The sequence below is a fragment of the Nonomuraea sp. NPDC003707 genome, assembly GCF_053587055.1.
In genome coordinates this window covers 88,437-108,349 of sequence record NZ_JBSFNK010000007.1, presented here as the reverse complement: position 1 = coordinate 108,349, position 19,913 = coordinate 88,437, and the positions used below count along the sequence as shown (strand labels likewise).

Annotated in this window: 18 protein-coding genes; 8 read left to right on the top strand and 10 right to left on the bottom strand. The window is 69.5% G+C overall.

Going from position 1 to position 19,913, the window contains the following annotated elements:
* Window positions 1-104 precede the first annotated feature (104 nt).
* A complete protein-coding gene (locus ACWDRB_RS20130) occupies window positions 105-707 on the top strand; it encodes a hypothetical protein (RefSeq protein WP_449895781.1) in 603 nt (200 codons plus the stop codon).
* Window positions 708-714: 7 nt separating this feature from the next.
* On the opposite strand, the gene ACWDRB_RS20125 is transcribed toward ACWDRB_RS20130, so the two are convergent.
* Genes ACWDRB_RS20125 through ACWDRB_RS20110 form a run of 4 tightly spaced genes read right to left on the bottom strand, consistent with a single transcriptional unit; the run spans window position 715 to window position 4,411 of the window.
* The gene (locus tag ACWDRB_RS20125; protein WP_449895779.1) at window positions 715-1,920 is read right to left on the bottom strand and encodes an SGNH/GDSL hydrolase family protein; all 1,206 of its coding nucleotides are present in this window, start codon (window positions 1,918-1,920) and stop codon (window positions 715-717) included.
* 13 nt (window positions 1,921-1,933) lie between these two features.
* Complete coding sequence (locus ACWDRB_RS20120) at window positions 1,934-3,229, bottom strand: FAD-binding oxidoreductase (protein ID WP_449895777.1); 1,296 nt, start codon at window positions 3,227-3,229, stop codon at window positions 1,934-1,936.
* A 31-nt stretch (window positions 3,230-3,260) separates the two neighbouring features.
* Window positions 3,261-3,965, bottom strand: coding sequence for an SDR family oxidoreductase (locus ACWDRB_RS20115; RefSeq protein ID WP_449895775.1), 705 nt, complete (start codon window positions 3,963-3,965; stop codon window positions 3,261-3,263).
* On the bottom strand, window positions 3,959-4,411 hold the full coding sequence (locus tag ACWDRB_RS20110; protein WP_449895773.1) for a carboxymuconolactone decarboxylase family protein: 453 nt from the start codon (window positions 4,409-4,411) through the stop codon (window positions 3,959-3,961). Before ACWDRB_RS20110 ends, ACWDRB_RS20115 begins: the two co-directional genes overlap by 7 nt.
* Window positions 4,412-4,544: 133 nt before the next feature.
* Between ACWDRB_RS20110 and ACWDRB_RS20105 the strand changes: the two genes are divergently transcribed.
* Window positions 4,545-7,463, top strand: coding sequence for an AfsR/SARP family transcriptional regulator (locus ACWDRB_RS20105; protein ID WP_449895771.1), 2,919 nt, complete (start codon window positions 4,545-4,547; stop codon window positions 7,461-7,463).
* 211 nt (window positions 7,464-7,674) lie between these two features.
* On the opposite strand, the gene ACWDRB_RS20100 is transcribed toward ACWDRB_RS20105, so the two are convergent.
* Window positions 7,675-8,067: a MerR family transcriptional regulator gene (locus ACWDRB_RS20100; protein ID WP_449895769.1), complete on the bottom strand. Its 393-nt coding sequence runs from the start codon at window positions 8,065-8,067 to the stop codon at window positions 7,675-7,677.
* Window positions 8,068-8,115: 48 nt separating this feature from the next.
* Window positions 8,116-9,147 carry an NADP-dependent oxidoreductase gene (locus ACWDRB_RS20095; RefSeq protein WP_449895767.1) on the bottom strand — a complete coding sequence of 344 codons (1,032 nt, stop codon included), beginning with the start codon at window positions 9,145-9,147 and terminating at the stop codon, window positions 8,116-8,118.
* A gap of 186 nt (window positions 9,148-9,333) precedes the next feature.
* Between ACWDRB_RS20095 and ACWDRB_RS20090 the strand changes: the two genes are divergently transcribed.
* Window positions 9,334-10,425: a serine/threonine protein phosphatase gene (locus tag ACWDRB_RS20090; RefSeq protein ID WP_449895765.1), complete on the top strand. Its 1,092-nt coding sequence runs from the start codon at window positions 9,334-9,336 to the stop codon at window positions 10,423-10,425.
* Between the two features lie 70 nt (window positions 10,426-10,495).
* Complete coding sequence (locus ACWDRB_RS20085) at window positions 10,496-11,008, top strand: NUDIX hydrolase (RefSeq protein WP_449895763.1); 513 nt, start codon at window positions 10,496-10,498, stop codon at window positions 11,006-11,008.
* Window positions 11,009-11,141: 133 nt separating this feature from the next.
* Here ACWDRB_RS20085 and ACWDRB_RS20080 read toward each other — a convergent pair whose 3' ends face one another.
* The gene (locus ACWDRB_RS20080; protein ID WP_449895761.1) at window positions 11,142-11,987 is read right to left on the bottom strand and encodes an SMP-30/gluconolactonase/LRE family protein; all 846 of its coding nucleotides are present in this window, start codon (window positions 11,985-11,987) and stop codon (window positions 11,142-11,144) included.
* A 187-nt stretch (window positions 11,988-12,174) separates the two neighbouring features.
* Entirely contained in the window at window positions 12,175-12,822 is a 648-nt protein-coding gene (locus ACWDRB_RS20075) for a TetR/AcrR family transcriptional regulator (RefSeq protein ID WP_449896288.1), read from the bottom strand.
* 181 nt (window positions 12,823-13,003) lie between these two features.
* Here ACWDRB_RS20075 and ACWDRB_RS20070 point away from each other — a divergent pair, with 181 nt between their 5' ends.
* A complete protein-coding gene (locus tag ACWDRB_RS20070; protein ID WP_350726923.1) occupies window positions 13,004-14,227 on the top strand; it encodes an oxygenase MpaB family protein in 1,224 nt (407 codons plus the stop codon).
* 143 nt (window positions 14,228-14,370) lie between these two features.
* Window positions 14,371-15,756 carry an SPFH domain-containing protein gene (locus ACWDRB_RS20065; RefSeq protein WP_449895759.1) on the top strand — a complete coding sequence of 462 codons (1,386 nt, stop codon included), beginning with the start codon at window positions 14,371-14,373 and terminating at the stop codon, window positions 15,754-15,756.
* Between the two features lie 98 nt (window positions 15,757-15,854).
* Here ACWDRB_RS20065 and ACWDRB_RS20060 read toward each other — a convergent pair whose 3' ends face one another.
* Complete coding sequence (locus tag ACWDRB_RS20060; protein ID WP_449895757.1) at window positions 15,855-16,598, bottom strand: SIR2 family NAD-dependent protein deacylase; 744 nt, start codon at window positions 16,596-16,598, stop codon at window positions 15,855-15,857.
* Window positions 16,599-16,690: 92 nt separating this feature from the next.
* On the opposite strand from ACWDRB_RS20060, the gene ACWDRB_RS20055 reads away from it, so the two are divergent.
* Together ACWDRB_RS20055 and ACWDRB_RS20050 are read left to right on the top strand one after the other, a co-directional pair.
* Complete coding sequence (locus tag ACWDRB_RS20055; protein WP_449895755.1) at window positions 16,691-17,080, top strand: hypothetical protein; 390 nt, start codon at window positions 16,691-16,693, stop codon at window positions 17,078-17,080.
* 800 nt (window positions 17,081-17,880) lie between these two features.
* A complete protein-coding gene (locus tag ACWDRB_RS20050) occupies window positions 17,881-18,636 on the top strand; it encodes a hypothetical protein (RefSeq protein WP_449895753.1) in 756 nt (251 codons plus the stop codon).
* A gap of 157 nt (window positions 18,637-18,793) precedes the next feature.
* On the opposite strand, the gene ACWDRB_RS20045 is transcribed toward ACWDRB_RS20050, so the two are convergent.
* Entirely contained in the window at window positions 18,794-19,825 is a 1,032-nt protein-coding gene (locus ACWDRB_RS20045; RefSeq protein WP_449895751.1) for a hypothetical protein, read from the bottom strand.
* Between the last annotated feature and the right edge of the window lie 88 nt (window positions 19,826-19,913).

Below are 19,913 nucleotides of genomic sequence, written 5' to 3'. Positions count from 1 at the left end.
ACAGCGTCCTCGCGGTAATAGCGGTGGCCGCGGCTTCCGTATATCTCAGTCACGGCACGGACGAGGTGAGCCCGGAACGCGGATCCCGGACCACGGTGGCGCCCGTGGTCGCGAGCGCACGGGAGACCAAGGACCCGGAGCTGGTGGAATCCTGCGAGGACGCCCCCGATGAGAAGAGATGCGAGAAGGAAGAGGCGAAGTACGAGCGCTGCGCGGCGTCCGGCTTCGCCGGCCGCCGGTGCCGCGACAGCGATGCCCTCCACCACGACCAGCAGGCTTTCCTGGCCGACTGCCGCCGTGCCGACGTGATCCGGCCGTTGCCGAACACGTGCGCCGAGGCCGCGGACCCTGTCGGGGAGGCCTACCGGTACTGCCGGTTCCTGGGCAGGTCGACGCTCCGGTGCGACAGATCCGCGAGGTATGCCGCCTGCCTCTATCGGGGCGGCGGGAAGATCTGCGCCGATGCCGCCCCGGTCTACCGCGCCTGCCAGACGCGGAGCGTCAACGGCGCGACGATCGCTCGTCGCTTCTGCATCGAAGGCGACATCCAGTACCAGAGCTGCCGGCACGCGCACAGCATCGGCTCGGGCAGCGACATGTGCCGGCCGGTGACGGCCGTCTACATCGACTGCCGACCGGGGGCGGAGGTCGAGGCGTGCGAAAAGGCGCGGGACGACTACGCCAAGGCGCATTATCCCCGGCGCTGATCAGCCCTCACAGGGTGTGCAGGTCGACGGCGTCGGCCATGGCCCGGTAGCCGGCGGGGTTCGGGTGGAGGTGGTCTCCGCTGTCGAAGGCCGGCCGGATCCGATCGGGGTCGGCGGGGTCGGCGACCGCGCGTTCGAAGTCGACGACCGCGTCGAATTCGCCGCCGGTCCGGATCCACGCGTTGACCGCGTCGCGGACGGCCTCGGCCTCGCCGGGGAGACCGGCCGGCAGGAGGGTGCCGCCGATGATCCGGACGCCTCGCGCGTGGGCGGTGCGGATGAGCCGCCGGTAGCCGTCGATCAGGTCGGCGGCGCTGACCTTGACCGCGGGGGTGGTGCAGGGGGTGGGGTCCTGCATGCCCAGGAGGATGTCGTTGATGCCTTCCAGCACGATCACGGTCTTGACGCGAGGCTGGCCCAGAACGTCCCAGCGGAAGCGCGTCAGCCCGCGCTCGCCCAGGCATGCCGAGTCGTTGAGCAGGCGGTTGCCGGCGATGCCGAGGTTGAGCACCGGCCGCCGGCCGTTCAGCCTGCGGGCCAGCGCGTCCGGGTAGCGGTCGTCGGCGTCCTGGGTGGCGGCGTATCCGTCGGTGATGGAGTCGCCGAAGGTCGCCACCGGGGCCTCGCCGCCGTACACGTCCACTCCGGACAGGTAGAACCAGGAGCTGTTGGTCTCGCCGAAGGCGGCCGCGCCGAGGTCGCCAGTGTGGTCGCCGGAGGCCCGGTAGGAGGTGGCCATGGCCAGGTTGTGGTACGTGGCCGGTCCTGTGGCGCCCTGGAAGTACAGCGTCACGGTCAGCCGCTCTCCCGGCTCGACCGCGAGCCGGACGGGATCGCTGGCGGCCTGCCCGCCGGTGGGGACGGCGACGGAGGCGGCGTGCGCGAAGGTCAGCGGGCGGAGCGTGCCCGCCTGTACGGCGGCGCCCGCGCCGGCCTTGCCCACGCTGGCGCCGGTGAGCCGGAGCGGGGTGGTGCCGTAGGCGTTGGAGAGCCGGATCCGGACCGCCGAGCCGCCGGCGGTGACCCGGACCGCCTGCCGTACGGAGTGGTCGGCGAAGCCCTTCTCCGCCCAGGTGGGATACCAGACGTCGGCCGACGGCTGCTGGACGCCGGTCGCCCAGGCCGCCGCCCACCTGCCGGTCGCCGCGTCGGCGGGTGCCGGTGCCGCCGCCAGGGCGGCCACCAGCGCGGCGGCAGTCGCGATTTTCAGCATGTTGGTGCTCTTTTCAGTCCAGGACGGGGAAGTTGGCGCGGAAGACGCCGTAGGGATCGCGCCGGCGCTTGATCTCGCGCAGCCGGGCCAGGGTGTCGGCGGGGAAGGCTTGGGCGGCGTCGTCCGCCGGCGCGAGGAAGGTGTACGGCTTGCGGCCGCTGACCGCCTGGCCCAGCGCCTCGACCAGGGCCGCCTGCCTGGCCCGTACCGCATCGGCCAGGTGAGGCAGCCGCAGGCCGAGCAGGTAGAGCATGTACGGCTCCGCCAGCGCGCCACCCGCGCCGCCGGCGGGATCGGCCTCGGCCAGCGCCCCGCCGAGATGCCGGACCTGCAGGTTCAGCAAGGGTGCGAGTTCGGCCTCCGCGAGGGCCTGCACCGGCAGGTCGGTCAGAAGTTCGGTGCGGGCCAGCATGGGGCTGGGCTCGACCGGCTCGGCCGCGATCGTGCCCAGGTCGGCGATGTCCATGGAGCCGCGGCTGTCGGAGAGGCTGCCGCCGATCTCGTCGAAGGCGGCCAGCAGCGCCTTGGCCTCGGCGTCGCCGCCGAGGTAGGTCACGTCCACGGTGACCAGCGGCGGCGCGGGCGGCGGCGGCGCCATCCGGTTGATCCACACCGACAGCTCGCGTGGCGCGTCCGCGGTGATCCGGCGGAAGGCGTCGAACACCGCACCGGCGCGGGCGGCCGGCCAGGTGATGCGCCCGCCGTACACGCTGGGCGCCGGGTACAGCGCCAGCTCGATAGAGGTGACCAGCGCGTAGTCGCCGCCGCCGCCGCGCAGCGCCCAGAAGAGGTCGGCGTCGGAGTCGCCGGTGACCCGTACCTGCTCGCCGTCGGCGTCGACGATCTCGAAGGCGCGCACCGAGTCGGCGGCCCAGCCGTACATGCGGCCGAACCACGAGACGCCGCCACCGGCGACGAACCCGGCGACCGTCACGGCCGGGCTGCTGCCGGCCGGCCCGGTGAGGCCGTACCTGCCGGTCTCGGCCAGCAACCGGCCCCACCGCACTCCGGCGCCGACCCGGGCGACGCGCGCCCGCGCGTCGACCTCCACCCGGTCCAGGCGGCCGGTGCGCAGCAGGATCACACCCTGCGCGTCGCCCGAGGCGCCGTGGCCCGATGGCTGGGCGGTGACCGTCAGCCCGGCTTCGCGGGCGTACCGTACCAGCGCCGCCACATCCGCCGCGTCCTCGGCCTCGACGACGGCGGACACCGGCTGGTGGACGCCCACCGCCCACGGGCGGGCCGCTTCGTCGAACCCGTCCTCGCCGGGAAGCAGCACACGCCCCCGGACCGCATGACGTAGATCCATAGCTGTCGTCTCCTTACGGGATCACCCGGGGCTACCAGGGAAGAGGGCCTTCGTGCCGGACGAAGGCGGCGGTGGGGCCGTCGGCGTCCAGCAGCGCCATGGCCACGATCGGGGCGGCGCCCTCTTCAGGGGTCTTGATGCCTTCGTTGTGGTTGATGTCGGTCTTGACCCAGCCCGGGTCGACCGCGTTGACCTTGATCGGGGTGTCCCACAGCTCCTTGGCGTAGGACACGGTGATCATGTTGAGGGCGGCCTTGGAGGAGCAGTAGACGAGATTGAGCATCGGCCACAGCGGATGGGCCTGGTCCAGGGTGCGCCCGATCGAGCCGCGTTCGCTGGAGACGTTCACGATGCGTCCCGCGGGTGAGCGGCGCAGCAGCGGCAGCATCGCGTTGGTGACCTCGATGACGCCGAACACGTTCGTCTCGTAGACCTGGCGGGCCTGCGCGGTGGTGGCCTGGCTGGGCGGCCCGTCGTCGAAGGTGATCCCGGCGTTGTTGACCAGGATGTCGAGCTTGCCGTACTCCTGCTCGATCCACTGTGCCGCGGCTCGGACGCAGGCCGCGTCGGTGACGTCGAGCCGTACGTACGGCAGGCCGAGCCGTTCGGCCGCGGCGCGCCCCCGCTCCTCGTCACGGGCGCCGATGATCGCGGTGACTCCCGCGTCGGCGAGCTGGCGGGCGATCTCGGCGCCGATGCCCTTGTTCGCGCCCGTGACGAGCGCGACCGCTACCATGCCGCACCCGCGATCTGCCGGGTGGAGGCGTTCAGGCGGTTCCACAGGTTGACGGTGGAGATCGTCATGATCAGCGCGGCGAGCTCGGTCTCGGAGTAGAGGTCGGCGACCTCGTCCCACAGCTCGTCGCCGACCTGGCCGCCATCGGCGAGCCGGGTGACCTGCTCGGCCAGTGCCAGTGCGGCGCGCTCGGCGTCGGTGAAGTACGGCGCCTCGCGCCACGCCGCCACGGCGAACAGCCTCTCGTCGCTCTCGCCCGCCTTGCGCAGGTCCTTGGCGTGCATGTCGACGCAGACGCTGCAGCCGTTGATCTGGCTGGCTCTGAGCAGCACCAGGTCCACGGTGACCTTGGGCAGCCCGGCTTGGTCGGCGACCTTTCCGAGGTCCAGGAGCGCCTTCATGGCGCCGGGGAGGACGAGGGCGGGGTTCTTCATGCGTGCCTGCATGGGAGCCTCCTCATGCGTGGTGATCGGCTGATGTGACCAGCATGGGGAGGGCGATCCATACGATCGCGATGCGATGTCAATGCATCGCCTATGGGGGCCTCTGTTACCAAAGGGGCAAATGTATGATTCGCGGGTGGATGTGCGGCTGACGATCCTCGGCCCGGTCGAGGTGTCAGCCGGTGACCGATCGCTTCCCGCCCTGGCCCCGCGTCACCGCGCGTTCCTGGGCTACCTGCTGCTGCATGCCGGCGTCGTGCTGAGCGTCGAGCGGCTGATCGACGCGATGTGGGGGCCGACGCCGCCGGACACGGCCCGTGCGCAGGTGCACGCCGCGTTGACCGCGATCCGCCGTACGCTGCGCGCCGCGGACGCGGTCCACCTGGTGCAGACCCGGCCGGCGGGATACGTGATCAACCCGGGGCCGGGGCAGCTCGACCTGCGGGAGTTCGCCAGGCTCGTGGCGGAGGCGGAGGCGGAGGCGGAGGCCGGGCCGGGCGCGGCCGTGCGGACGCTGCGGGAAGCGCTTGCCCTGTGGCGCGGGCCCGCCTTCGCCGACGTCCAGGCCTATTTCGCCGAGGGCGCCAGGGCCCGGCTGGAGGACCAGCGGCTGGCCGCGATCGAGCGGCTGGCGGAGCTGGAGCTCGCCGCCGGAAGGCACGCGGAGCTCATCGACCTGCTGGCCACCGAGCTGGCCGCGCATCCCTTACGGGAACGGCTTGCCGGACAGCTGATGCTGGCCCTGCACCGCGCCGGGCGTCAGGCGGACGCGCTCGCCGTCGGCCGTGACTACCGCCGCAGGCTGGCCGAGGAGCAGGGACTTGATCCGGGCCGCGCCTTCCTGGCTGTGGAGGAGACCGTCCTACGCGGTGACCCACCCGCGTCTGCCGTCACCCACCCCGCGACGCCCGCCACGGCCACCGCCATCCGGCCCGCAGAGCCCGCCACGTCCGCCGACATCCGGCCCGCAGAGATCACCGCGGCTACCGGCATCCGGCCCACGGAGCCCGCCACGTCCGCCACCGCGACCAGGCCCGTGGTGGTCGGGCCCGTGATGCCCAGGCCGGTGGCGGCGTTCCTTCCGTACGACATCGCCGACTTCGCCGGACGTTCCGTCCAGTTGGTGGAGCTGTGCGAGGGCGCCTCCCAAGCGGTGACGATCGCCGCCATCGACGGCATGGCCGGCATCGGCAAGACCGCGCTGGCCGTCCACGCCGCGCACCGGCTCGCCGACCGCTACCCCGACGGTCAGCTCTTCATCGACCTGCACGCCCACACGGCGGGCCAGCGCCCGCTCGGGCCCGCGGAAGCACTGGAGGCGCTGCTGCGGCAGCTCGGGGTGGCGACCGAGCGCATCCCCGCGTCCATGACGGAACGGGCCGCCCTGTGGCGGGCCGAGCTGGCCGGCCGCCACGTGCTGCTGGTCCTGGACAACGCCGCCGACACCGCCCAGATCCGCCCCCTGCTGCCCGGGGCCTCGAACAGCCTGGTGCTCATCACCAGCCGCCAGCGGCTCACCGACCTGGACGGCGCGCGAACCCTGTCCATGGACGTGCTGCCCCTGCCCGACTCCGTCGCGCTCTTCACCGGCATCGTGGGCGAGCGCGCGGCCGCCGAACCCGAGGCGGTCGCGGAGGTCCTGCTGCTGTGCGGGTTCCTGCCGCTGGCCGTACGGATCGCCGCCACCCGCCTGCGGCACCGCCCCCGCTGGAGCGTCGCCCACCTCGCCGAACGCCTGCGGGACGAGCGCCGCAGGCTCACCGAGCTGGCCAGGTCGGAACGCGGCGTGGCGGCCGCGTTCACCCTGTCGTACCGGCAGCTCACCGCTGACCAGCAGCGGCTCTTCCGCCTGCTCGGGCCGCATCCCGGCCGCGACATCGAACCCCACGCGGCCGCCGCGCTCGCCGATCTCCCGGTGGAACGCACCGAGGACCTGCTGGAGGACCTGCTGGATGCGCACATGCTCCAGCAGCGCGCCTTCGGCCGCTACACCTTCCACGACCTGCTCCGCCACTACGCCGCGCAGCTCGCCGCCGAGCAGGAGCCGCCGCATGTCGGGCAGGCGGCGCTGACCCGGCTGCTCGGCCACCAGCTGTCCACGGCGTCGGCCGCCATGGACGTGCTCTACCCCGACAGCGCCCACCGGCGACCGCGCATCGAGCGAACCGCGCCGCCGCCGGTCCCCCTCCAGGACGCGCCGCAGGCACTGGCCTGGCTGGACGCCGAACGGGCCAACCTCGTCCTGGCCGCCGATCGCGACCTGACGCACACCGGCCTGCTGGCCACCACGCTGTACCGCTACCTCTACGACCACGCCCACCACGACGATGCGCTCGCTCTGTACGGCAAGGCACTGCAGGCCGCCCGCCGCCGCGAGGATCCGACCGGTGAAGGGCGGGCACTGACCGATCTCGGCTGGGTGCACCAGGTGCAGGGCAGCCATGACGTCGCCCGTGACCATTTCCAACGAGCCCTGGCCGCCTGCCGTACATCAGAGGATCTGCGAGGTCAGGCTCGGGCGCTGGTCGGCATAGGCCAGGTGAGTACGGACGAAGGCGAGCACGAGCGGGCCAGGGAGGCGAACCTGCGCGCCCTCGAGCTGTTCCGCGAGATCGGCGACCGGTTCGGCGAGGCCGTGACGCTGGACTACCTCGGCATCGTCCACGAGCGGCTGGGCCAGTACGCACGCGCGGCCGACCTGCATCGCCAGGCGCTGGCGCTGTCCCGGGAGATCGACAGCCGAGGCGGTGAGGCCGACGCCCTGGACAATCTCGGGGTGGCCTGCACCCGGCTGGGCCGCCACGCGGAGGCCCGTGACCATCACGAGCAGGCGTTGGAGCTGTATCGGCGCTTCGGCTACCGGCGAGGCGAGGCCAAGGCACTCAACAACCTGGCCGAGGTCGCGGCGGCCACGGGCGACCCCGGCCAGGCCGTACGCCTGCACACTGCCGCCCTCGACCTGGCCGTGGAGCTGAACAACCCAGGCGAGGAAAAGCGCGCCCGCCAGGCCCTCGCCCGGCTCCTCCCCACATCGGAACCCTCCGACCGCAGGTGATCGGCACCTCGATGGCAAAGCTCCCCTCCCCCGACACAGAACCGATGATCGCGATGACGATCCACTCGTCCCACTGGCCAGCGGCCCCACCGCCACGGGGGACTCGCCGACGGCGGCCGCGGTGGGCCTGGTCCGCCGCGCGTCGTGGGTGTGGTGCGCGGCGCGTTGGATGGTGTGCTCGCCCTGCCGGAAAGTCCGCGGCACCTCGTCATCAGGTGACCCGCCCGTCTGCGGTGTCGCCAGGTGCCACCAGCCAGGGCATGCGGTGGACAAGGCTGTCGCGCAGCCGGGTGAGAGTGGCGATGCGCTTCTCCAGCTCAGCCACCCGCTGCGCGGCGACGGCGTTACTGGCGGCGCACGGTGGCGCAGGGCAGAACGCCTCGGGCAGCTCAGCGTCGAGATGGTCCAGCAACGACTTCACATCTTCGACGGTGAACCCGCAGGCCAGCAGCTCACGAATGTTGCGGACGCGGAGGGTCGCACTGGGCTCGTACACGCGATGTCCCGCGGTCGTACGGCCGCACTCCAGCAGGCCCTGCTCCTCGTAGTAGCGCAGGGCACGGGTCGTGGTTCCGGCCTCCGCGGCCAGTTCACCGATGAGCATCACAGGCACCTCCGAGTCCACCCGCACGGCTTCACGTACACGTCAAGGTCAAGTCCCGAGCCGGACCACCGTCTTCCCGGTGTATGCGCCCTTCACGAGATCGAGGAGGGCCTGCGGCGCGTTCGCGAGCCCGTCGATCAACGTCTCGTCGTAGACGATCGCGCCTTCGCTCAGCCAGGTACGGAACTGTGTGTCGAACTCCGGAGCACGGTCAAGATGATCGCTCGTGGTGAAGCCGCGCATGGTGAGGCGCTTGCCGATCACACTGAGCAGGTCGCCCGGCCCGTCGCCAGGACGGCTCTTGCCCTGCCGGTTGAGGGCTCCGCACAGCGCGATGCGGCCATGCGGGTTCATGACCTCGATCGCGGCATGCAACTGTTCGCCGCCCACGTTGTCGAAGTAGACGTCGATGCCTTCGGGGGCGGCCTCGCGCAGCCTGTCCACGATCGGGCCGTCGTGATGGTCGAAGGCCGCATCGAACCCGAGTTTGCCGGTCAGATGGGCAACCTTCTCGATTGATCCGGCGCTGCCGATCACCCGGGACGCCCCCTTGAGCCGGGCGATCTGACCGGCCATGCTTCCAGTCGCTCCAGCCGCGCTGGAGACGAAGACGGTGTCGCCGGGCCGTAGCTCCGCGGCATCCATGAGCCCGACATACGCGACCAGCCCGGAGCCAAGGTAGGTGGAAGGCGTCGAGTAGGCGTTGCGGTCAACGCGGCGGAACAGCCCGGCCTGCCCCACGGCGTACTCGCGCCAGCCGAACCGATGCATCACCAGGTCGCCTGCACCAAGTGACGGGTCGGCAGAGGCCACCACCTCACCGATGGCGGCTCCGTACATCACCTCACCGATCTCATAGCGGGGCATCGGCAGACCAGAGATCCCCGCGATCAACATGAGCATGCCGGGCTCGAGCGACATGAACAGATTGCGGACCAGTACCTGACCCACTGCGGGATCAGGGACAGCGACCTCGGCGATCTCGAAGTCGCCGGGATCGGGCAGGCCCTCCGGGCGTGCGACAAGCCGGACCTCCAGTCCGGTGCGGGAGAATGTCGTGCTTTTCGAAGGTGTGTCCATGCCGACGACGGTAGGGGTTGACCCATACGTGAAGGTCAACCCGTCCGCCTGGTGACGGCCCGAAGACGTACCAGAAACTCAAGCGGATCCCCGGCCACTCAAGATCACCGCGGAATGAACCCAGAAGGCCCATCCCGACGGGTATAGCGTCTGACAGGCGAAGTTGATCACGAAGGGTGCCTGCCATTGGACCTGCAAGACACACGGCTGGACATGTCTCACGGTGAGCGTGTCAGTAGATACAGCGAGGTCGCGAGCGCGTTGGCGTTGCACAGTGACCGGCAACTCGGCGAGTCACTGGAGCAGGCGCAGACTCTGGGCTCGGGGATCGGCGGCACCTCGGTGCTGCTGGACATCGACGGCGTGCCGGTCTTCGCCAAGCGAATCCCGCTGACCGACCTGGAGCGCCGCGCGGGCAACGTGATGTCCACCGCGAACCTGTTCGGGCTGCCTCCGTTCTGCCAGTACGGGATCGGTGGGCCGAGCTTCGGTGCGTGGCGTGAACTCGCGGCCAACGCCATGACGACCAACTGGGTCCTGGCCGGGCGCACTGCGGCCTTCCCGCTGCTGTATCACTGGCGGGTGCTGCCGGGTGCGCCGCCACCCATCGACGAGCACGCCGACGTCGACGCGGTCGTGCGGTACTGGGAAGGATCGCCGGCGGTACGGGATCGTCTTCACGCCGTTGCCCGGGCCTCGGCCGGCATCGTGCTGTTCCAGGAGTTCGTCCCCTACAACCTCGACAACTGGCTCGCCGCTCAGCTCACCGCCGGCCAGGACGCCGCGATAGCGGCAAGCGCCATGGTCGAGTCGTGCCTGCGCACCGACGTGGCCTTCATGAACGGCCAGGAGTTGATGCACTTCGACGGCCACTTCGGCAACATCCTCACCGACGGTGAACGCCTGTACATCGCCGACCTCGGGCTGGCGACCTCCCCTCGGTTCGACCTGTCCGCGCAGGAGATCGAGTTTCTGGAGCGCAACCGTACCCACGACATCGGTTACGCGCTGATGCGGCTGGTCAACTGGCTCGTCACCAATATCTGCGGGGTGAAGGTGCCGCCGAACGGCATACCGGCGCAACGCAACGAATACATCCGCGCGTGCGCGGACGGCACGGACCCCGCTGGTGCCCCGCCGGCTGTAGCCGCAGTGATCTGCCGGTACGCACCCGTGGCGGCGGCCATGAACGACTTCTACTGGGACCTGTACGGCACCCGCAGGACAACGCCGTACCCGAGCGAGAAGATCGAACGCGCCATGAGCGCAATGCGCTGATCCCCACCCTGACCGGGGTCTTCTCTCTCCCTCATATCACCATCCTGAACATCCGTGTGGAGATGACACGATGAGCGAAGTGATCTCTCGGGCGTCAGCCCGGGTTCTGCTGATCGACCCTGCCGGCCGGACCCTGCTCTACCGGGGCAGGTTTCTGCAGGTAGAGGGCCTACGCTACGCCTGGTTCACGCCGGGAGGAGGCGTGGATCCTGGCGAGAGCGCGCAGCAGGCCGCCGCCAGGGAACTGCGAGAGGAACTCGGGCATGTCGTGGCCCCGGAAGCACTCGGCCCGGTGGTGGCGACGAGTGAGGGCCCGTGGTCCGGGGGCAGGCGGCGCTTCTTCTCCCGCGACTTCTACTTTCTGCTGCGTGTGAATGGGCTGGACGTGGATACCTCCGGCATGGATGAGGAGGAGCGGGCGGTGACCGACCGCTTCCACTGGTGGACCCAGGCCGAGCTGGCCGGGCCGCCCCCGGATGGAGAGGAGGTCGTGCCCCGGGATCTCGGCCCGCTGGTGGCGCGGCTCGCGGTCGGGGACCTCCCGGCCTCGCCGATCGTCCTGCCGTGGCACCTGCTGGGATGATCGGTAAAGCGGGAAACGCAGGCGGTGTCGCTTCTGACGCCGGGAGAGCACCTTGAGCGAGGATCGGAGTCCGGCGAGACAGTAGCTACCTCCCGTCCGGACTCGGCTGCTTAGGGCCGTGCCGTGATCTTGATCAGGGCCTGCCGGCACCAGGCACAGAAACGGAGAAGGTCAGGAGCTGTCCGGTACGAGGTCCGGTGGTCAGCCGCTGGAGATTGTCCGTGACGCCATCGGACTGGCGCCACTCGGCGGTCAGGACGAACAACGTACGCCGGTCCGGACCGCCGAGCATCAACGCGAACGGTGCCCGCTCCTCCGGCAGTTCGATGCGCTCGAGGATGTGGCCGCCCTCGGCGACGCGGGCGATCGAGGACCCGCCGGTGGAGACCCATACCGCGCCTTCGGCGTCCAGGCAGATGCCGTCCGGGGCGACGCCGTCGGCGAAGATCCGGCGGTTGGACAGCCCTCCGTCCGCATCGATGTCGAACGCGGTGAGCCGCCCGGCGAACGACTCGGAAACGATCAGCGTCCGGCCGTCGGGCGTGATGACCATGCCGTTGGGAAACTGGATGTCGCCGGCGACCTGGCGCAGTTCGCCGTCTGGCGTGACGAGCTTGATGTAGCCGGGCTTGGGCGCGCCGCCACCGGCGAAGTCGAAGTCCGCCCCGTTGATGTAGATGTTGCCGCGCCCGTCCACGACGATCTCGTTGCCACCCTGTTCGGCGACGGTGACCGTCGACCCGTCCGGCTCCTGACGGCGCAACTTGTCCCCGGTCATCAGCAGCCTCCCGTCGGGCAGCCAGTCGATGGAGTACCCCATCGGCACCGGGCCCCGTACGGAGGCGACCTCTGACTTGCCGTCAAGGTCGACGACCACGACTTCCCTGTCGATCCAGTTGCAGAACCACAGCCGGTCCTCGTGCCACCGCGGCGACTCGGGAATCCCCAGGCCCGTAAGCAGAACCTTCGGCTTGGACATGACGCCTCCTCACTTCGCCCGACTGCACCGACCGCAGCCCGGCTTTCCTGCCCTTTACACGAACGACCCCCTGCCCGATCGACACGACGACCTCAACCCTGCGAATGTTTCCGGCAGATGCCCGACGGGCGGGCCGTTCAGCCGCGGCGGACCCGCCGTCGCGTCGAAGCCGGCGCGGGACTGAAGCTCAGGCTGATGGCTCCAGCATGGGTACGAGGAACCGCCGGGCCACCGCGGCCAGTTGCTCGTCGTCATCCAGGTTGATGACGGCGCTGGGGATCGTCAGGAAAGAGGTGGAGATCCGCACCATCATCTCGGCCACGAGGTCGACGTCGAGGCCGCTCGACACGTTTCCCGCGCGTTGCTCGCTGCGGAGCTGGCCGGCGACGAAATGCCGCACGGTGGCGAGGGTCTGCCCCCCGTCAGCCGTCATAGAGGGGACGAGCAGGTCCGGTTCCGTGGCGATGAGTCCGCCGATCAGCGGGTTGCCGCGAATTGCCCGCAATGAGCTCACGAAGCCCAGCACCACCCTGTCGGCAGCGGTGCCGGCTTGTTCGATGTCGATGAGGAACTGGTCGAAATAGCGGCGGAACTCCCGGCGCACCACGTGTTCGATCAGCGTGTCCTTTGTGTCGAACCGCCGGTAGACCGTGATCCGCGACACCTTCGCCAGCCGGGCGACGTCCTCCATGGTGGAGCGCCTGATGCCCATCCGGCAGAACTGCTCGTACGCCGCGTCAAGGATGCGCGTCCGTAGCTCGTCGCTGTCGTCGACGCGCTCGACGGCATCGACATAGGCGCGCTGGAGCAGCGAATCCGAGTCCGACAGCGCCATGAATCCGGACAGCACCGATTCCACGATCACCTCCTGTAGGGATTCTGCCTCAAACGCGGCTCTTGTGATGCTCGTCACACTGTGCTCTGATGATGATACACAGACTCATGATTTGTTTCTCAGTATCATCCATTTCTTGCATGCCCGGAGCGGAACCCCCCACCTCGAAGGAGTGCAGAGCATGGCAGAGTTGAGCAGGCGCAAGGTGCTGATCTCGGGCACCGCCATGGGAGCGCTCGGCGCGTTAGGGATGATCTCCCCGGCCCAGGCGGACTCCCTGGCCGGCGACTGGACCTGGCCGGCCAGTGGTTCGATCGCGGGCTCCGGCAGCGGCGCCGACCCCCGATGGGTGTGGGACGACGTGGCCGATCCGCTCCTCGCCTCACTGTTCGACCGCGGCGTCATACCCGAGGTCAACCGGCTGCTGTACGACTGGAACCGCAACGACCAGCCCCTGCCCGCGGGACTGCCGGAGGATCTGCGGGCCTTCATCGAGCAGGCGCGTCAGCTGCCGTCGTGGGCCGACCCCGCCCTGCTGGATGCCGGGGCGCGGTTCCACGCGCTCAAGGGGAACTACATCGTCGTCCTCACCATCGTCGGCGCCGGGATGCTGGCCACCGCCATCCCCAAGGAGGCACGCGCCGTCTATTACTCCGCGGGTGGTGCGGATCTGAAGGACCGGATCGCCAAGACGAACATCCTGGCGTACGCGGTCAGACCCCAGAACGCCTGGGGTGCCGGCGGCACGGCCGTGGTCGAGGCCGTGAAGACCCGGCTGGTGCACGCGGCGGTGCGGCACCTGCTGAAGTCGTCTCCCCACTGGTCCGGCCCTATCCCGATCAGCCAGGAGGACATGCTCGTCACGTGGCACACCCTGGCGACCTACTCCATGCGCGGGATGCGGGAGTGGAAGGTGCGCATCTCCTCCACCGAAGCCGCGGGGTACCTGCACTCGGTGCAGATGCTGGGGCACATGCTCGGCATCAGGGACGAGTTCCTCCCCGCCACCTGGGACACCTCCTACACCCAGTCGGACCTGGTCCTGCCCAGGAACATGGGACCGACCACCGAGGGGGTGGAACTCAACGCCATCCTGCGGGACATGCTCGCGGAGCTGACCAGCCCCGGCGGCGTCGACAAGCCTCTCGTCAACGCGTTCTCCAGGTACCTCACCGGCAACCAGGTGGCCGACTGGAACGGCATCCGACGCGAGCCGCTGTGGGACCCGGTGGTCAAGACCGCCTGGCCGCTGCTGGTGCAGTTCCGGGAGGGTCTGATCGGGCTGCCGCTGGTGCCCGCCGCCGCCTGGCTCCTCGACGAGGCGGTCAAGAAGTGGACCACGTACTACCTCACCAAGGGGGCGCAGACCAAGATCGTGATTCCGACGGGCAACCGGCCCAGCTGATCACGGCCGTCGCCGCGTCCGCGCGGCCCTCGGGTCTCACACCGCCCGCAACGGCGTAGGGCATCGCGAGCGGATCGCGGGTTGCGGTGGTTCGGCGGCGTAGGCAAGACTCGGCGGCAGTCGTGAGGTGGGCGGAGGGGACGATGAGCACCGCTGACAAGGGCAACGCCTATCTGGAACGGGTCGTCGCGCAGCAGGCGGTGCTCGAGGACGACCTCAGGGCACGCCGCGCCGCCCCCGGCGAGCCGGCGCCGCCGGCGGGGCCGCTGGCCAAACGCGAGCGGGCCATCGGCGGGGCGGCGCCCGACACGGCGGCCGCGGGCCCGGTGGACGTACGCATCACCGGGTTCTGGCGCTGGAAGAACGTGCTCGTCCCGCCCAACGCCTTCGTGGTGCACACCCGGCGTGGCCGCGAGAAGCCCCTGCACGTCGGCCTGGGCGTGTCGTTCCGCTTCAACCCGTCCACCGACTCTTTCCTGGTCGTGCCTGGCGCCACCCAGACCATCCTGATCAACGCCTACTGCGTCTGCCGCGAGCTCCAGGGTGTGCTGGTGCAGGGGTACGTGCAGTGGATCATCCAGACCTTCCCCGTCGCGTACCGCAAACTGGACTTCAGCGATCCGCAGGACCCGATGCGGCTGGTCAACCTCCAGCTACGGGAGCAGGCGGAGGCGGCCATCAAGGACAAGGTCGCGACCATGGGCGTGCGCGACGTGCTCAGCGACAAGCAGCCCATCATCGAGGAGCTGACCGCCCGCCTGCGCGCGGTGGCCGAGGGCGAGGACGACAGCGACCAGGGGCTCGGTCTGCGCATCGTCACCGTCCAGATCAAGGAGGCCGTAGTCAGCTCGTCGCGGCTCTGGGAGAACTTACAGAAGCCCTACCGGGCCGAGCAGGGGCAGCTCGCCCGCCTGGCCGAGCTGCAGTCCGAAGAAGCGATCACCCAGCGCGAGATGGCGGCCGAACGCCTCAAGGAGACCCAGCGCCTGGAGAACGAGCGGGAGCTCGCCGGGCTGCGGGCCCGTAACGAGGCGTGGCAGTTCGACACCGAGGTGGCCGAGCAGCTGCGGCGCACCCAGCGCCGGCACGACGACTCCAGGGCGGTGGCGGAGTTGGAGACCCATACGACCCTGCACGCGCTGCGGATGGAGCGCGAACGGCACACCGAGGAGGCCGAGACCGGCAGGCTCCGGATCGAGCGGGAACAGGAGCTCAAGAGCCTGGAGCTCGCCGGCGAGCTGGAGCTGGCGCGTTCCCGGGCGCTGGCCGACCATGAGCGGGCGCTGCTGGACGTGGAGCGGCTGCGGATGCGGGCCGACATCGACAACCAGCAGTCTCCGGCCAGCCTTCAGGCCAAGCTGATCGGCTTGCTGCCCGAGATCATGGCGCAACTCCCCAAGCCGGAGGAGCTGCGCATGGTGTCGATCAACGGCAGCGACCGGACCACCGTGTCGGGCCTGCTGGCCGAGCTCGCCGCCATGGTCGGAGTGCTGCGTTCCGCGATCGACCGGGACACCCCGGCTTCCTGATCGGCGAGGTTCCCCGCTGTTCGCTGTTGTGGCGGGCCCCGGTCCGCCGACCGCCGCACCGGCTCGGCGCCGGGAGCGGGCGCACGCCGACCAGCCAGTCACCTCAGGGCTGCGACGTGCAGTTCGCGGAGCACATCACCGAGAACGGCGGCGGCGTCGCCGAGCACTTCTTTCTCGAACGTCGAAGCGCTGTCGCTCCATGGCTGGGCGTTGACGAGCACCCGGACCGTGCCGGGTCGGCAGAACTCGATGAGCCCGGCGGCAGGGAACACCGTGCCGGAAGTGCCGATGGCGATCCACACGTCGGCGCGGCGGGAAGCCTCGATCGAGGCACGCATCTTCTTGGCGGAGAGTTGCTCTCCGAAAAGGACGACGTCGAGGCGCGCGATGCGTCCGCAGTGCGGGCAGGTGGGCACGGTTTCGTGGATGTCGTCGTCGAACCAGGCGCCGTTGCGAGCGTGGCACGCCTTCCGGGAGCAGCGGGTGGCGAATGCGTTGCCGTGGAGTTCGGTGACGTTCGCGGATCCGGCCCGGGTGTGGAGCCCGTCTATGTTCTGGGTGGCGATGTGCACGTCGAAGTGGGATTCGGCGGCGACCAACGCCTCGTGCGCCGGGTTGGGCTGGGCGATGGATGCGGCGTGGCGTAGTTCGTTCCAGTGCTCCCATGCCTGTTGGGCTTTGCCGCGCCAGCGGGAGGCGGTCGTGAGCTTCGCGATGTCGGGGTTGCGATCCCACATGCCGTTGCCACCTCGGTACACGGGCAGCCCCGAGGGGGCGGAGATTCCGGCTCCCGTGAGGACCGCAAGCCGAGGTTTGCGCTCAGCGATGGCAGCGTCAGGCATACGATCATTGTCGGCCTTGGCAATGTCTCATACCACCGCATTTCTATAGCGTCAGGTGACCTTGTCGTGGCGCGTCCGACTGGAGCCGACACTTGGTGCACCTGTGCGCCACCATCACCAACCCGACCCTCAGCGACCTCACCGTCGCGAACAACCTCGAAGCGAGCACGGCCAGTATCACAAACCACCTCGAGGCAAACACCACGCACAACACGGGCAGCTTCACGACCGACAGCACGCTGACCGCCGGCGGCAGCGCTTACCTCGAAGGAGGGCCGACCGTGATAGATCAGAATGACCTGGTGATGGCAGCAACCGCGAGTGGCATCGACTTCGAAAAAGATGTCCTCGCAAACTCGCTTCATACAGTGGATCTGATTGTCGGAGTCGCCTCCCCTGGAAACTGGGCGATGACAGCCAACGCATACAGTGGAGTCAGGCTGGGCAAGCAGCCGACCATCGACGACAACTACCAGCCATAATGGATTGGCGCGCCTAATTGCTCCCACGGGCCGCCGCTTCAGTCGGCGGGCGAAGGCTGCTGATTGTGGTCGATGAAGACCGGTCCATCGGCGAGCAGCCCGTACAACGCCTCCGATCGAGATCCTGCCGATCGGCAGCGGTAGCCCGGCGTGCCCGGCCCGCGCGGCGCCTGGTGGACGCGACTGCTTCGATCGTGTCGGGCTGACCCGAGCCGGTCAGGCCCGAATCGCCGGACGTCTGGGCGCTTCGTGACAGCCGACGGCAGGTCCGCGAGTGGCACTCTGGTCCACCCCCGTCGTGCCATCGAACTGCTCGCAGAGGGCGAGCACGACTCCCGTGGAGCGCCGCGATCTCCCTGACCCGGCGCGATCACGCCCCGAATGTCCAGTTGGTCGCTGTCCTGCACCGATCTCCTCTGGCAGGCGCCGGGTCTCCTCGGCGGCGGCCGGGTTCAGCCGGGCCGCGGCTGCCATGTCCGAGCAGTAAACAATGGCAGGCGAAATGAGGGATTGAGGGAAGTGGACGGCTGAAATTTTAGGTCGCTCTAAATTGCCGGATATGCATGCTTACAAACCCGTGGCACATTGCGGACACGAGCCTTGTCAAGCCGGATTCACAAGCGCACAGTCAAAGCAAACAATCCGGCCCTGGAGGGCACATGAACAAAAAGGGCGCACCAAATCCCCGCAGCAGAATCGCAATAAGACGTCTCTTATCCGCTGGCCTCGCGATATTCGCCGCCGCCTTCCTCGTCGCGCCGCCCGCAGCGGCCCTGGCCCTGCCGACGCCGAAGGAATTCGTGTCGAACCTCGACCTGGAGTGCTTCAAGACCACCGCGTACCAGCCGCCGGCCACCACATTGGTGCTGCGCCACCTCAACCCCGTGCTCGGCAACCTGCCGACCGTGCAGGTCACGCTGGGCCAGCGCGAGCAGCTCTGCGTCCCGGTGGCCAAGAACAACGTCATCCCACCGCCGAATGTCCTCGACTACGTCAGGTTCGTCGACCTGTCGTGCTACCGGGTGACCGGGCCCTCGATCAACCAGAATCTGGGGCTGCGCCACCTGAACCCGGTCCTGCAGAACGTACCGGGCATCAGTGTCACGCTGAACGTGCCCCAGCATCTGTGCGTGCCGGTCGCCAAGAACGGCGTGGTCCCCGCCCCGGACATCCTGCGGGTCATCTCGCACATCGACCTGCTGTGTTACGCGCACCAGCCGAACCCGTCCATGAACCTGCCCCTGACCCTCACCCAGCTCAACCCCGTGCTGGTCAACCAGATCCCCACCCAGACCGTCCAGGTCACCGCCGCCCGCCAGCTCTGCGTCCCGGTGCAGAAGGCCCGTGACGACATCCCGGCGGACGTGCTCAACGTCGTACGCTGGATCGACCTGGAGAAGTTCGACATCAGCAGCCCGGCCATCTCCCCGGTGCCGCTGACCCTGAGACACCTGAACCCGGTGCTGGGGAGCCTGCCCCCCGAGGAGCTCAGGCTCACCGGCGCCGCGCAACTGGCCGTCCCCGTCTCCAAGAACGGAATCGTGCCGCCCGGCTGATCTGCCTCCGCGACCGGGCCGGATGACCGGCCCGGTCGCGCCCACTGCGTAAGGCTCCGCCATGGGATCGCCTGCCAACGTACCCTCGGCGGTATGTTCGCCTCCTGCTGCGACTTTTCTTCGTCGCCGAGATGAGCCAGGAGAGCGGGTGCTTGAATCAGAGGGCCGCCACCCGGTCATAGATCGCGCGTAACCACGGCCGACGAACCGCCGGCAGTCGCACAAGCGTGTCGCGGAACACCTGCCAGTCGGGACTGAAACGGTCGTACGGCAACAGCGGCGGCGGATCGTCTCGGCGTACGTCGGCGGGTATCCGGTTCGCCGCGGGGAGAAGCCGCCGGTCGTCATGGAAGGCCAGGTACGTCCACACCTCGGCGGCCAGCGGCACCACCGCCTGCGCGCCGGACGGCCATACCCGGCCGGTCTGCGGATGCCGCGGCACCAGGAGAACGTTCCCGGACGCGGCGGCCAGCCCCGGCCCGGCCAGGACGAGACGCCGTTCCGGCGGGCCCGCCGGAAGCATCCTGTCGAGCGCCCCGCCGAACACCTGCCCGGCAAGCCCATCGGGCACGACCACCGGCTTCCCGCCCGAGGCCGCCAGCAGGTGGGCCAGCGACACCGCGACCGCCGCACGCCACTCGAGGCTCCACCATCCGGGCTCCGCAACGGGTGGTATGCCGGGATACTCCTCCCGCAGCGACTCCCAGCCGATCACCCGGCAGGCGGGGCCCGACACGCTGACGGGGCGCACGGCGTCCGGATCCAGCCACGCCACGTACCAGCGGTAGCAGTCGTCGACGAGGGTGGCCACCGCGCGCCCGCACTCCGCGCACGCCAGGTTGGGGCCGGCGCTGCCACTCAGGCCACAACAGGAGTTGTCATCCCGCCGCAAGATGTGGACGGTTCCACGCAGATCGCCCGGCGCAACCCCGATCCGTCCCGAGGGGCCGTACGGCAGCGAATACACGGGCGCGTAAACGCCGCGGGCCTCCGCCTCCGCCGCGCCGACCTCGTCCCACAACCGGTACGGCGGAAAGGACGGCTTGGGGTCCACCGCGTACGTTCCCGGCTCCAGCAGCGAGGGGAGCTTGCGATCGCCCAACCGCTGGCGTGCGTGATCGGGCAGCTCGACCCGCGACAGCCGCGCGGTCAGTACGGCATCGCATCCTGCGCAGGCGAAAATGACCAACTGCCCTCCAGCGGCCTCGATGATTCACCTCATGCTGCCGCAAACCGGGACTGTCGATGATCGGACCGGAGGCGGGCACCCGGTTCTC